We start from the raw sequence: 14,398 nt of genomic DNA on the forward strand, positions 1-14,398 counted from the left end.
AATTTATTCTTTTAAAACTTGTAGTTTAAAGATAAAGTGTAATTTCTTTCGTCACCATAACCACCTTCACCAGGATAGTATCGATATTCTTCATCAAATAAGTTATTTACATTTAAAATTACATCAAAATCTTTTTTAACTTCATATTTTGCCATAGCATTTACTACAGCATAACCCTTTTGTTGTATATTTTTATTTGCATTCCTATTTAATGCATTAATTTCACTTTGCCAATTAACTCCTCCACCAAGAGTGAATTTATTATATTTATAACTTGTAAATAGTTTAAATGTTTGTTTTGGAACAAAGCCAGAATTTAATCTTATTCCATCCTTATCTTTTGCATCTGTATATGTATATCCACCAGACATATTCCAGTTTTCTAAAATTTCACCACCAACAGTTAAATCCCAACCTTTAATTTTTGCACCATCTGTTGTTGTAAAGGCATCTTCACCATCTGGAGTTAATTCTAAAGGATTTGTTTTAACAGCTAAATTATCTTGTTTTGTTATAAAGTAAGCAATACTAGTATTTAAGTTTCCATCATAAAACTCTGATTTTAAACCGAATTCTACTGTACTTCCTTCTTCTGGATCAAGATAATTTCCACTTGAATCTTTATTTGTAGAAGTTGGATTAAATATAGATGTGTAACTTGCATATGTAGAGAAGTTTTCATCTATATCATAAACTAAACCAAGATAAGGTATTACTTCTCCATCATATTTTTGTTCTTGTTGACTTGTTTTTCCTTTATTATTTATTCTCTCGAATTTAGTTATTCTACTTCCAATAATAAGATGTAAAGGGTCAGATAATTCTATATTCAAGGCTGCAAAGGCACCTATTTCTTTTTCATCTACTTTATTTCTTCCATTTTCTGTAATATTTGGTTTTTCTACATTTCCATTCCATCCTTTATATGGTACTGTTATATTTGCATTTCCTGTTGATGGGAATTTTACAACAAAATTTGGATCATCAGATTTTAAACTATAACCATTTACTCCAAAAGATAATTTGTGTTCTCTATCTAATGCTTTTATATTTCCACTTGTATATAAATCAATAGAATGTACTTCAGGAGTATTCTCAGCTCTTAGTGCCATTCCTTGTATATTCCCAGTGTTAGTATTTAATACAGTTCTCGAAAGTCCTACTAGTCTATCTGTTTTTGATTTTGAAAAAGAGTAGTTTGCAACTGCTTTCCAATCATTATTAAAATAGTGTTCTAATCCTAAAGATAAATTAGTTTTTTCTGTTTCTGTATATGTCCAATTTGCTGCTGGATTATCATGTCTTCCAAAAATATTTTGAGAATTTCCATTTGTGTCAAGAGGATTAAAGTGATGTACAGCAACATTATCAGCATTAACTTTTTGGTGAGATAAAGAAGTTGTTAGAAGTGTATTATCAGATAAATCAAAATCTAAAGCACTGTATAATAAACTATTATCTTGGTGATATCTATCTTGTTGATTATCACCTTCTCCATAAGAAGCTACAAGTTTTCCTCTTATACTTTTATCTTCATTTAATCCACCAGAGATATCCATAGTTCCTTTATAGTTATCCCAACTTCCATAAGAAACTTTTGCATTACCTTCAAATTCTTTTGTTGGTTTTTTTCTTACATAATTTATACTTGCACTTGGATTTCCACTACCATTTGTAAGTCCTGTAGAACCTCTTGTAATTTCAACTTTTTCATATAAAGCTGAACTTTCTAATCCCATTGATTCTGGCGTCCCAAAAGATTTTATTGATGTAGGAACACCATCTCTTTGAACATTTGTAATTTGCATTCCTCTAGCATAGTAAGTATTAAAACCAGATGTTTTTTGTCCCATTTGAGTTATACTCACTCCTGGAGTTTGCATAAGCACATCATTAATATCTTGAAGATTTTGATCTTCAATTTGTTTTTGAGTGATTACTGTTATAGATTGAGGAGTCTCTTTTAAAGATAAATCTAGTTTTGTAGCTGATGTTGTCTCTTTCACTGTATATGAAGTTGACGCTGAAGATTGATTTTCATTTACTGAAATTTCCTCCAGTAAAGTTGTATTTCCAACAGAGTTTGTTTTACTTGTTGTAGTTTGTTGCTCTTGTGCAAATAGAGTTGAACTTGTCAATAAAATAGCACAAAGTTTAATTGATAGATTTTTTTTAATAAAATCATTTTTCATATTTACTCCTTGTTTTAAAGGTGAGATATTACAAAAAATGATTGTAGTTATCAATATTTAAAAATCATAAAAAGGAAAAAATTAACTAAAAAAGGGAAAAGTTAACAGTTAGTAAACTGTTTTTTGTATGAACTTGGAATAATATTAAAATACTCAAAAAAAAGTTTACTAAAATGACCAGTGTGTTTATATCCAACTTTCGTAGCAACTTCATTTATACTAAAATCATCTTTTAGTAACTCTTTTGCAACTTCTAGCCGTCTTTTTTGAAGCATCTCTAATATAGTCATTCCATAATATTTTTTAAAATCTTTTTTTAAATAACACTCATTTATGGCAGATTTATAAGCTATATCTTTTATAGAGAGATTTGAACTATATTCACTCATTATTATCTCTTTTGCTCTTTCCAAATTTGAAACTCTATTTTTATCATAGTTTGTTGATAAAGCATTTAGGTTTTTTGCTATTTTTTCAATTGTGTAGTGAAGTAAATTCATCCCTTTTGATTCTAAATATAAATTTTTTAATATATCTTCATCAAAACAACTGCTATTAAGTGTATTTAAAATTTCAAATTGTTCTAAATCTACATTTCCATTATAAATGTGATATCGATTTTTTTCATAAGCTTTAGTCATATAATCTTTTATATTTTTTATAGGAGAACCAAGTTTTAAAAAAAGTTCTTCTTTTATTGCTATCATCAAAGTTATGTATTTTTTGCCTTTTTTTAGATGATTTTGGGCATAAAATTTATCAGAAATAAGTTCTAAGAAAAAGTCTTTATTTTTAAGGGTGAAGTTTTTATCTTCAAATGAGTAATTTAGTTCTTCTCCAAGATTAAAAATAAAAGTAGCTCCAGCAACTCCACCACTTTCTTCTATTAGAGTGATATTTTGATTTGGTATAAAATTTCTAATTAAAACACCTATTCCATTTCCCATATCGTACCAAAAATAAGTTCCTTTGCCTAAACTTTTATTTATAGTTCTTATATGAATCAATCTTTCAAATGGATTTAATATCTCTTTTTGCAACTCTACCCAATTGTGAAAATCAACTTTTAAATTACTACTCATAAAATATCCTAAACAAATCTAAAATTTCAAAATTTTATTTTCAAAACTTAAGTTTACTTTTTGTCCAATCTCTAAAGTATCATTAAAGCTATGCAATATAAAATGTTTTTCATCTGCTAAAACAGTTATTTCATAAAAACTTCCATAAAAAATGATATCTTTTATTAGACCTTTTATTTTTCCATCTGGCGAAATTTTTATACTTTCAGGTCTTATATAAGAATTTTCATCAATTTTTGTAATTTTACCTAAGAAATTTGCACAGTATAAATCTATAGGATTATTATAAATCTCTTTTGAAGTACCAACTTGTAGTATATCTCCTCCATAAATTATAGCAATTCTATCTGATAGATAAAAAGCATCTTCTTTATCATGAGTTATAAATATAGCTGTAATATTAAAAGCTTTTATCATCTCTTTTAATTCAGCTCTTAAGTGAGTTCTTAATTCTGTGTCAATATTACTTAAAGGCTCATCTAAAAGTAAAATCTTTGCTTTATTGATTAAAGCTCTTGCTAGGGCAACTCGTTGTTGTTGACCACCACTTAATTCATGGGGAAATTTATTTTCTTGCCCTTTTAGTTTCGTTTTTTTTAAAATTTCTTCTAAATCTTCTTTTGAAGCATCACTTCCAAAAGTTATATTTGAAGCAATTGTTAAGTGAGGTAAAAGAGCATAGTTTTGAAAAACAATAGCGATTTTTCTATTTTTGGGTTCAACATTTGTATCTTCTGAAAAAACTACTTTATTATCAATGATTATCTCTCCATTATCAGGAGTTTCAAGTCCAGATATCATTCGTAAAAGTGTAGTTTTACCACTACCACTTCTTCCTAAAATTGTAAAAATTTCACCTTCTTTTATAGATAGGTTTATTTTATTTGCGACACAAATATTTCCTTTACAGAATACTTTTCTTAAATTTTTTATTTGAACTATTTCATTCATTTTTTTCTTCTCACAAATTTAGAGTTTAATAATAAAACAGCAATAGCTGTTGTAAGTACAAGAACAAGAGATGGAAAACCTGTTTTATAAAGCATTTCATTACTTGCAAGTTCACTAATTCTAATAGCTAAAGTATCAAAATTAAAAGGTCTTAATATCAATGTAGCTGGTAATTCTTTTGCAATATCTATATAAAGAATCAAAAAACCACTTAATAAATAAGGTTTCATCAAAGGCAAATATACTTTTAAAATATTGCTAAATTCACTTTTCCCAAAAATTTTGCTTGTATCATCGATACTACTATCAATTTTACTAAAACCATTTTCAACAGAACCAATACTTGAAGCGAAATATCTTGTTGTATAAGCAAATACTAAAAGTATAAAAGTTCCACCTAAAACAACATGGTTTAGTGCTTTATCAACAAAATTACTTATTACTAATAATCCAATACCAACAATAGCACCAGGAATTGAATATCCTAAAATTGATAATTTATGAGTAAAAACTCCAATTTTTGAAGGATAAAATCTAAGCATATATACTACAAAAAAAGATAATAAAATTATACAAATAGATGATATTAAGTTTAAAGTTAATGTATTTGATAAGTAATTAAAAGTTGTAAAATCAAGAGTATGAATATCTAAAATAAACCAATATATCAAAACAGCTGTTGGAATAAATAAAGTTGTAGTTGCGATTATAAAAGATATAAAAAATGCAATAAAATTGTATTTTCCTTTTAACTTTATTTTATTAGATTTTTTTTCACTAAAAGTTGAACTAGCAAATCTATATTTTTTTCTAATCAAACTTTCAGTCCATAAAATAGCAAATACAAAAATCAATAATACTATTGCTACATTTATAGATTGAATAAAATCTCCATATCCGAACCAACTTTTAAATATTCCTATACTAAAAGTGTCTATACCAAAATATAAAACTGTTCCATAGTCACTTAAAGTTTCAAGAATTGCTAGAAGACTTCCTGCAAAAATAGCTGGGTAAGCAAGTGGAAGATATACAGTAAAAAAAGCTTTTATTGGATTTATTTTGTATAAAGAGATTAATTCTGTAACTGTTGAAGATATTGAAGCAAATGATACTCTTGCTAAAATATAAACATAAGGAAACATTCCAATTCCAAAAATGAATATTGCTCCATACATATTTAAAATATCAAGTCTTGCACTTGTACTTCCAACAATTTCAGATAAAATTCCTCTATATTCAAAAAAACCTACATAAGCATATCCTAAAATATATGTTGGATAAGCAAGAGGTAAAATAAAACAAATAGAGAAAAATTTACTACCAAAGTATTCAAACTTAGCACTTAAATAAGAAGTTGTTGTTCCGATGATTAAAACTAAAAAGAAAGTTCCTATAACTAAAATTGTTGTATTAGTTAAATATTGACTCATTAATTTTCCAAATAGAAAATCAAAGTCAAATTCATTTGTTAGTACAAAATATATTAGAAGTGCTAGTATAGGTGAGGCTATGAATAGCCCAAAAAATGGAGCTACATAGTTTTTATATTTACTTATTTCCAATCTGCTTCCGTTGCTATTTCTACTGCTCTTTTAGTATATTTACCAACTTCATTTAGTGAAATTGGATCTTGCTTAAATGTTCCCCATGATTGAACAATTTCAGAAGCTTTTGCATTTGGATTTACAGGGAACTCTTGGTTTGCTTCAGCGAAAACTTCTTGTGCTTCAACTGAACTTAGATATTCTATAAATTTAATAGCATTTTGTTTATTTGTTGCAAAGTTTGTAACACCAGCACCTGTAATATTCATATGAGTTCCAGTTGTTTTTTGTGCAGGGAAAAAGATTTTTAAACTTTTTGCAATTTCTTGATCTTTTTTATCTTTACTTATTAACATAACACCTAAATAATAAGTGTTTACAATAGCAATATCAGCATCTCCAGCTCCAACAGCTATAATTTGATCTTTATCTGCACCTTTTGGATTATGTGGCATGTTTTCAACTAATCCTTTTGCAAAAGCTAAAGCTTTTTCTTCTCCATAGTTTGCAATTATTGAAGCTAATAAAGATTTATTATAACCGCTTGTTGATGAACGTGTAACAATTTTATTTTTAAATTTTGGGTCAGCAAGACTTAAATAATCACTTAAATCATCTGGATTTACTTTTTTAGGATTATAAACAAAAACTCTTGCTCTTTGAGTAAGTGCAAACCAATTATTATCTGGATCTCTTAATTTTTCAGGTACATTTTCTGTTAATATTTTTGATTCAATTGGTTGAAGAAGATGTCTTTTTTTTGCTTGATATAAATTTCCAATATCTGCAGTTATAAGCACATCAGCAGGAGTATTTGCCCCTTCAATAGCCAGTTTTGCTACAAGTTCTTCTGCTTGAGCTGTTATTACATTTACTTTTATTCCTGTTTCTTGTTCAAATTTTTTATATATTATTTTATCTGAATCATAATGTCTTTGAGAATATACATTTACTTCATTCGCAGCAAATAGTGAAGATGCAAGTAAAATAGTGCTTAGTGTTAATTTTTTTATCATTTTAAACTCTCTATAAATAATTTTAAAATTTAGGTCGAATGATACACTTTCTAAACTTTGATAACTCTTAATACTAAGAATGATTATCAAATGTTGATAAACTTTATCATAAAGCATATTATTGCTATAATAACTAAATTAAAAATTAGGAAAATAAATATGGTACTGATGATTGATAATCATTAAAATCATTAAATACATAAAACTACATAATACTATAAAGCCCCATATTTAAGTACTTTGTAAATCTTTTTCAAATATAATAAAATCTATAAAAATGTACAAAAATGGCTTAAAATATAAAGAAAGGGTAGCTATAGGGTAGCACGATTTATGTCAAAAAGAATCAAATCAAAAAAGTATATAGGCGTTTATTATCGGGACTTAGCTAATAATGATAGAGTATTTGAATTTACCTATAAAGATATAAATGGGATTAAGAAATGGGTAAAAGTTGGATTAGCTTCGCATAATATTAACGAAGCATATGCAAATAGAAAGAGAATTGAGACTATTAGTAAAATAAAATTAGATGGAGATGAGCCTGATTTTATAAAGAAAAGAAAAGCAGTTAAAAAGCTTATGTTAAATACTGTAGCTGTTGAGTATTTCAAAGATTATGAAACACGCTCTAAGCCAAACATATTTAAAGAGTCACTTTTTAAATATCAAAATAAAATAGAGCCATATTTTGGTAGCAAAGCAATAGATGAAATAAATAAAGAGTCCATAGATAAATGGTTAAATGCTTTTAAGGGTGAGTATAAACAGGCTTCTATAAATAGTTATCATGCAACATTTAAGGCTATAATTAATTTTGGTATTAAAGAATTTAAAGAGTTAGAAAATATTGCTAATCCCCTTAGCAAAATATCTATAAAAGATCCACAAAATGAGAGAGAACGAGTTTTATCTACAAATGAAATCAAACATCTCTTTGATTGCTTAATTCATAAGCCAAAAGCATATTTATATGTTTCGGTTGCTCTTGGTACAGGAGCTAGACCACAAGCAATAATCACCACACAAAAAAAAGATTTGGATATTCCTAATAGAACATTGACATTTCCAGCACTTAAAAAAGGGAAAAGATATCCAGTTCCACTTATAGAGTCTTTATTTCAGAAACTAATAGAAGCAACAAAAGATTTAAAACCAGATGACTATATTTTTCATCCTGATAATCCAAAAACTGACACAACTAGACCAATTACTTATGAAGGAATGAAAGGTCAAATACAACCACTTCTTGATGATTTGTTTAATAGAGGATTTGATAGTAATGATAGAAAACATCGAGTAACATTTTATACTTTTAGGCATACATTTGCGACGCATTTAGTAAAAAATTCAAATGTAAATATTTTAGATGTTAAAAAGCTTATGAGTCATAGCAGATTACAAATGACTGAAAGATACACAAAAGTTGAGTTACATAAAGGTACTCAAGATGCATTAAATAATTTGTACTCATGATGTTAATTATTTAAAATAAAAGTCTTTTAATAAAAGAGTTTTAAAGATATAATGTTATTTACATTTAGTATAGAGGATTTTAAGTTGAACAAATTTGAAAAAATTGCAATTGATTATTTAAACAAAAATAAGAATGCTTTTTTACAAGAGTATACAGTAAATATAAATCCTATTGATGAAAAAATTGCTATTTTTACTGCTGGTATGAGTGGAGTTGGCAAAACCGAATTAAGTATTTTCTTTAAAGAGACAAATCCAAATTTTTTACATATTGACACAGATAATATAAGAGATTTTTTTAAATCTGTTGGGTATGATGGACAAAATTCAGATTTATTCCAAAAAGCTTCAAGCCGAGGATTCAATGAACTCTTTAATTACTCTTTAAAGCAGGGCTTTTCAATAATTTTAGATTCAAATTTATCTAACGTTGATTTGGCTATTCAAAATATTGAAAGATTATTAAAAAGAGACTATAATGTAGACATATATTATATTTATAACGATCCAAAAGTTTGCTTTGAATATGCAACCAGACGAGAAGTTGTAACACATAGGAAAGTTCCAAAGGATGTATTTATAAGAAGTAATATTAACTCTTATAATACGGTTTTGGAGTTAAAATCAATATTTAAAGAGAGTATAAATTTACATTTTATAGACAAGGAAAATGATTCTTTTTATAAAAATGTTGATGATACTTTTATTATAAATAAAATCGGAGAAAATTTTGAAATTAGATAATAATTTTATGGAAAATGCACTAAATAGAATAAATGAATTACAACAGGAAATAATTAATAAATCTAAAAATATAGCTGGTGCTGAAGAGTTTGTAAAACAAAAAATGGCTCTTTATGAAGAAGATGAAAAAATTAGACAAATGGCTAAAAATATTCAGTTACAAGAAAAAATAATCACAGAAAAATTTTTTAATAAATAAAAAAAGGAGACTGTTCAGAGTTTTGTGTCAGTAACTGATAGTTCCTAGAATTTTAGCATATTTAATCTTACTAATCCTAATTTGCGCCAAAAACTACAGGTTGAGGGACTTAATTTGAAATATAAATATTTAAAAGCCATTTCTAAGTATATTTTCAAACTCATCAGCAGGAATAGGCTTAGAGTAAAAATAACCTTGAATATTTTCACATCCATTTTCAACTAGGAAATCTCTTTGTGCTTTAGTCTCAACACCCTCAGCAATAACTTTTAGATGTAAACTTTTAGCAAGTGCTATCACTGCTTTTGTAATACCTACATCCTCTTCATCCTCGGGTAATTCTCTTATAAATGCTTGATCGATTTTTAATTTATCTATTGGTAATCTTTTCAGATATGCTAATGAGGAGTAACCTGTACCAAAGTCATCAACTGCTAACTCTATACCTAAATCACTAATCTTTTGGAGTATAAGAATAGCTTTTTCAGGATGAGTCATAATCTGACCTTCTGTAACTTCTAATTCTAACCATCCTGCTTTACAGTTTGTCTCTTTCATTAACTGTTTAAGTATAAGGATAAAGTCTTTTGTTTGAAGTTGTTTCATAGCAAGGTTCATTGCTAATACTCCAGGATTCAATCCTTCTTTATACCATTGTGATGTTTGTGCCATTGCAGTTTTCATAACATATCTATCCAACTCGATTATGAGCCCTGTTGATTCAGCAAGAGGGATAAATTTAGATGGAGAGACTAAGCCCATAGTTGGGTGTTGCCATCTTACTAGTGCTTCCATACCAATTATAGTGTTAGTAACACCATTTACTTGTGCTTGATAGTATACGACAAACTCTTCATTTTCCAGAGCAGCTCTTAGGTTAGATTCCATTACAACTCTTTCAAATGCAAGTTCAGTTAATGTTGAATTATAATATTGGAAATTATTTCTTCCCTCGTCTTTTGCTTTATACATAGCAGAATCTGCAAATTTAAGAAGACTCTGAGCAGAGTCTCCATCATCGGGGTATATACTAATGCCTATACTACTAGATACATACAAAATATTATTGTTTATATTTATAGACTGAGCTAAACTCTCTAGTATTTTATTAGATATTAAAGAGGCATCTCGCCCTTGATGTAAATCTTCTAGGATAATTGTAAACTCATCTCCACCTAATCTGGCTAAGGTATCTTCATCTCTTTTAGCTGCTTTTAGTCTTGTTGTTACTATTTTTAAAATATCATCCCCAATATCATGACCTAATGAATCATTTATTTCTTTAAAATGGTCTAGATCTATGAAAAGGAGTGCTATCTTGGAGTTATTACGTTTAGCTTTTTCAATGGCTTGTTCCAATCTATCTTGAAATAGAATTCTATTTGGGAGACCTGTTAAAGCATCGTGATGTGCTTGATAATGTAAACTATTTTTTTGTTCTGCTATTTTATTCTCTGTATTCTTTCTATCAGTTATATCATGAATATACCCATACCATAAAATACTACCATCTTCAAGGTTTTCTGGTTTAGAAAAACCCTCAACCCAACGCGTACCTTTTTTTGGTAAATTAACTCTGTATTGTATATTCCAATTATTCATTGTTTTAGCTGAACTTTGAATTGTATTAATTACCTTATCTAAATCATCTGGATGCAATATTTTAAACACAGGTTGTGCATCTTGAGCTACATCTTGAGGTTCAACTTCATAAATATCTTTTATCCCATTACTAGCATAAGGAAAAGAAGAATGTCCATCTGGGAAAAGCTTATATTGAAAAAGAGTTCCAGGCACATTTTGTGTTAGCTTTTCCAACATCTCATAACTAGAATTAAGTTCAATTGTTCTTTCTTTGACCTTATCTTCAAGTTTGAGTTGATGAGAACGCACACTTGTAATGAGTTTATTGAATGCATCTATTAAAAATTGGATTTCATGTCTTGACTTCGATTCTATTTTTTGGGGTAGTTGAATCTCATCAATTTGAGCAACCTCCTGAGAGAGCTTAATAATTGGTCTTGTAATCATTCTATAAGTTAAAAATACTCCAAAAAATACAAGAATAATTAATATTAAACTCAAATAGAGTGTCAATTCTTTAAAGCTATCTACCGGAGCATAAAGTTCTTCTATGTCAATTTTTACACTCATTCCCCAATTAAGGGAAGGAAGGTATCTCCAAACAGCCAATACCTTCTTGCCTCTGTAATCAATATAAACACCACTTCCTTGTTCACCATCAAGCGCTTTTGAGATAGCAAAAAAATCATTTCTATCTACTTTTTGTGTTTGAATCATTTTATTATGTCTCGTTGGAGCTGTAATATGAAATGATTTTCCAGGATTGGAACCTACAATAATCTCGCCACTCTGACCCAGTCCAGAATAACGATTGATAATTTTATAAAACTCATCATTATCAATTTGTAAAACTATATTGCCTAAAATGTGACCTTTATGGAAAATAGGTACAGATAAAAATGCAGCACTTTTTTTTGATGGTGGATAGTAAGCAAAGTTTGACACTTCACTTTGAAGAAGTGTATTTGAGCTCTTAATAGTTTTATAAAGTTCTGTTTCTTTGAGCATTGGTCCATGAATATTTAAACCCAAATCCTCCTCTTTTTTGAGAGTAAAAATAACATCTCCATTGCTTTTAACGAGTAAAATATCGTAATACCCTTTTTCACTCGACACTAATTTTAAATATTCTATAAAATTTTTATTGAGCTCTCTTTTTTGAAGCAATACATCTATAAATGTTGGTATTTTTGCAAGTGTAGTGCCATCAGAAATTATATTTTGTATATAAGATTCTATTCTTAAATGTGCACTTTCTGCGATTTCAAGCATTTTTTGTTTAGATTCTTCTTTCAGAGATTTTTCAACAATATTATTTGTTATGAAATAAGTACTTAGGATTGGAAGCATAGCAATGATAAAAAATAAAACTCCAAGTTCTAAAGCAATAGATTTTAAGAATCTCAAAGTTCCCCTTTAGATGGAGTAAAACTTATGTTTGCCCAGTTTTTATCCCATTGTATATAAAGTGCATTTAAAAACTCATCCCATTCTTTTTTAGTTCTATAACTTGGATAGGGTAATGGACGAACCGGCTTTGGAGTATCCCAGATAATTTTAAATTGACCATCTTTTTGTATTTGACCGATTCTTACATTTTTCCAAATATGGTTACTCTTGGCATCTACACTTACAGCACCTTCTGGTGCAGCAAAAGAGAGGTTTTTTAGAGCACTTTTTACATCTTTTAGTTCTATGCTATTTGCTATTTTCACCGCTTGTGCCCAAAGGTGCACACTAATATAGGCAGCTTCCATAGGATCTGTAATTACACTTTGTTCACCATAACGCTTCTTAAAAGCTTTTATAAATATTTGATTTTTATTTGATTCAATACTTTGAAAATAGTTCCAAGCCACAAAATCACCCTCAAAACTCTCTGTTCCCATAGCTTTGAGTTCAGATTCAGCGATACTAAAAGATATTGTAGGGATAACACTTGGTGTGATTCCCCTTTTTCTAAGTGCCTTAAAAAAAGCAACGTTGGTATCACCATTGATTGTGTTCAAAATAATGTCAGGTCTCTTTTTTACTATATCTTCTACAATACTTTCAACATCACTACTTCCCAGCAACACATATTTTTCAGCTAAAACTTCACCGTTTTGAGATTTTATTTGATCTTTCATAATTGCATTTGCTGAGTGAGGGAACACATAATCAGACCCGACTAAATAAAATCTTTTTCCGATTGTGTCCATTGCCCATTTGACTGCAGGAATAATTTGTTGATTTGGAGCTGCACCTGTGTAGATAATATTGGGTGAACTCTCTAGACCTTCGTATTGAACTGGATAAAATAAAAGGTGGTTGTACTTTTCAAAAAGTGGTTTAACCGTTTTTCTTGATGCTGATGTCCAGCAACCAAAAACCACATTCACTTTATCTTTTGTGATTAGATTTTCAGCTTCTTTAGCAAAAGTATTCCAGTTTGAAGCCCCATCTTTTGTAATGGGTTCAATCTTTCTTCCAAGAACTCCACCATTGTTATTGATCTCGTCAATTGCAAAAAGAGTAGAATCAACTACACTTTGTTCACTGATTGACATAGTCCCTGAAAGGGAATGAAGAATACCAACTTTGATACTTTCTGCATACACCTTGGAAAAGCATAATAATATTAATAGCATAGCTCTAATTGATTTCATTATAATCCATAAATTTTTTAGTAAATTATTATACAATAACCTGATAAAAATTTACTTTTGAATCTGAATTATAAAGTATGATGTTTAATATTAGAAATTAATATTCTAAAGCTCTTATTTTTGGAGCTGTTTTTGCGAATGGAAAGTTTGTTCCAAATAAACTTGAATTTTTGAACACATGAAGTAGTCAAATTGACTACTTCTTCTTAGCTACATCTTTAATTGCTCTATAGATTGTATTACGAGCTACATGAAAAAATTTAGATAACCATTCAACAGACTTTCCTTTTTCGTGCTGTTTATATATAAAGTTTTTATCTTTATTACCTAGAATAGCTTTTCTACCAAAATGAATACCTTTTTTCTTTGCAGCTTCAATTCCTTCTCTAACACGTTCATTTATTAAATCACGTTCAAACTCTGCAATAGCACCTAACATTGTGAATAATAGTCTACCTGCTGGAGATGTTGTATCAATGTTTTGATGTAATACTTTTAAATTTACATCTTTATTTTGTAAAAACTTTGCAATGTTATGAAGGTCTATTACAGACCTTGCTAATCTATCCAGTTTTGTAATATAAAGTACATCACCTTCTCTTACAAAGTCCATCATAATATTAAACTGTTCACGATCTGATTCATTTTTTCCTGATCTTTTTTCTGAGAAAATTTTTTCACAACCTGAATTCTTGAGTTGATCAATTTGATTCTCAAGATTTTGGCTTGAAGTTGAAACTCTTGCATAACCTACATTCATAATAAATCCTTTGTATTGAACTTACTATTTATCTCATATATTTGAAAGAATGTAAAGTATAGATTGTTTTCCTAAAAGAACACGTTGTTGAACTTATATTTTTAATTTAAATACTTTTAAATTCTAAGTATGAATTTAATCTATTAAAGGAGAATTAAAGTTTATAATCATATTCTAAGACATACCTTTGCTTCACAAA

Annotated in this window: 11 protein-coding genes; 3 read left to right on the forward strand and 8 right to left on the reverse strand. The window is 28.4% G+C overall.

From position 1 onward, the window contains the following. Positions 1-11: 11 nt before the first annotated feature. The 5 genes from B0175_RS08495 to B0175_RS08515 all read right to left on the reverse strand — a co-directional run bounded on the left by B0175_RS08495 (position 12) and on the right by B0175_RS08515 (position 6,788). Entirely contained in the window at positions 12-2,192 is a 2,181-nt protein-coding gene (locus B0175_RS08495; RefSeq protein ID WP_108528167.1) for a TonB-dependent siderophore receptor, read from the reverse strand. Positions 2,193-2,293: 101 nt separating this feature from the next. Beyond that, on the reverse strand, positions 2,294-3,274 hold the full coding sequence (locus B0175_RS08500; protein ID WP_108528168.1) for a helix-turn-helix domain-containing protein: 981 nt from the start codon (positions 3,272-3,274) through the stop codon (positions 2,294-2,296). A gap of 18 nt (positions 3,275-3,292) precedes the next feature. Continuing rightward, a complete protein-coding gene (locus B0175_RS08505; protein WP_108528169.1) occupies positions 3,293-4,225 on the reverse strand; it encodes an ABC transporter ATP-binding protein in 933 nt (310 codons plus the stop codon). Beyond that, the gene (locus tag B0175_RS08510) at positions 4,222-5,790 is read right to left on the reverse strand and encodes an ABC transporter permease (protein WP_108528170.1); all 1,569 of its coding nucleotides are present in this window, start codon (positions 5,788-5,790) and stop codon (positions 4,222-4,224) included. The genes B0175_RS08505 and B0175_RS08510 overlap by 4 nt, the downstream gene beginning before the upstream one ends. Further along, the gene (locus B0175_RS08515) at positions 5,781-6,788 is read right to left on the reverse strand and encodes a Fe(3+) ABC transporter substrate-binding protein (RefSeq protein ID WP_108528171.1); all 1,008 of its coding nucleotides are present in this window, start codon (positions 6,786-6,788) and stop codon (positions 5,781-5,783) included. Before B0175_RS08515 ends, B0175_RS08510 begins: the two co-directional genes overlap by 10 nt. Positions 6,789-7,121: 333 nt before the next feature. On the opposite strand from B0175_RS08515, the gene B0175_RS08520 reads away from it, so the two are divergent. The 3 genes from B0175_RS08520 to B0175_RS08530 all read left to right on the forward strand — a co-directional run bounded on the left by B0175_RS08520 (position 7,122) and on the right by B0175_RS08530 (position 9,207). Further along, entirely contained in the window at positions 7,122-8,264 is a 1,143-nt protein-coding gene (locus B0175_RS08520; RefSeq protein WP_108528172.1) for a site-specific integrase, read from the forward strand. Between the two features lie 84 nt (positions 8,265-8,348). Continuing rightward, on the forward strand, positions 8,349-9,008 hold the full coding sequence (locus B0175_RS08525) for a zeta toxin family protein (RefSeq protein ID WP_193210379.1): 660 nt from the start codon (positions 8,349-8,351) through the stop codon (positions 9,006-9,008). Continuing rightward, positions 8,995-9,207: a hypothetical protein gene (locus B0175_RS08530; protein WP_046997128.1), complete on the forward strand. Its 213-nt coding sequence runs from the start codon at positions 8,995-8,997 to the stop codon at positions 9,205-9,207. The genes B0175_RS08525 and B0175_RS08530 overlap by 14 nt, the downstream gene beginning before the upstream one ends. A 129-nt stretch (positions 9,208-9,336) precedes the next feature. Here the strand turns inward: B0175_RS08530 and B0175_RS08535 are convergent, their stop codons facing one another. From B0175_RS08535 to B0175_RS08545, 3 genes are all read right to left on the reverse strand, one after another. Continuing rightward, the gene (locus B0175_RS08535) at positions 9,337-12,198 is read right to left on the reverse strand and encodes a bifunctional diguanylate cyclase/phosphodiesterase (RefSeq protein WP_108528174.1); all 2,862 of its coding nucleotides are present in this window, start codon (positions 12,196-12,198) and stop codon (positions 9,337-9,339) included. Beyond that, positions 12,195-13,439: an urea ABC transporter substrate-binding protein gene (gene urtA / locus B0175_RS08540; protein ID WP_108528175.1), complete on the reverse strand. Its 1,245-nt coding sequence runs from the start codon at positions 13,437-13,439 to the stop codon at positions 12,195-12,197. Before urtA ends, B0175_RS08535 begins: the two co-directional genes overlap by 4 nt. Positions 13,440-13,635: 196 nt before the next feature. Beyond that, positions 13,636-14,199, reverse strand: coding sequence for a recombinase family protein (locus B0175_RS08545; RefSeq protein WP_108528176.1), 564 nt, complete (start codon positions 14,197-14,199; stop codon positions 13,636-13,638). Between the last annotated feature and the right edge of the window lie 199 nt (positions 14,200-14,398).

The sequence above is a fragment of the Arcobacter lacus genome, from assembly GCF_003063295.1.
In the GTDB taxonomy this organism is placed as follows: domain Bacteria; phylum Campylobacterota; class Campylobacteria; order Campylobacterales; family Arcobacteraceae; genus Aliarcobacter; species Aliarcobacter lacus.

What these genes read in the sequence shown, in the direction of transcription:
- B0175_RS08495 (WP_108528167.1), bottom strand. Translation starts at nt 2,192, where the DNA reads ATGAAAAATGATTTTATTAAAAAAAATCTATCAATTAAACTTTGTGCT.
- B0175_RS08500 (WP_108528168.1), bottom strand. Translation starts at nt 3,274, where the DNA reads ATGAGTAGTAATTTAAAAGTTGATTTTCACAATTGGGTAGAGTTGCAA.
- B0175_RS08505 (WP_108528169.1), bottom strand. Translation starts at nt 4,225, where the DNA reads ATGAATGAAATAGTTCAAATAAAAAATTTAAGAAAAGTATTCTGTAAA.
- B0175_RS08515 (WP_108528171.1), bottom strand. Translation starts at nt 6,788, where the DNA reads ATGATAAAAAAATTAACACTAAGCACTATTTTACTTGCATCTTCACTA.
- B0175_RS08520 (WP_108528172.1), top strand. Translation starts at nt 7,122, where the DNA reads ATGTCAAAAAGAATCAAATCAAAAAAGTATATAGGCGTTTATTATCGG.
- urtA (WP_108528175.1), bottom strand. Translation starts at nt 13,439, where the DNA reads ATGAAATCAATTAGAGCTATGCTATTAATATTATTATGCTTTTCCAAG.
- B0175_RS08545 (WP_108528176.1), bottom strand. Translation starts at nt 14,199, where the DNA reads ATGAATGTAGGTTATGCAAGAGTTTCAACTTCAAGCCAAAATCTTGAG.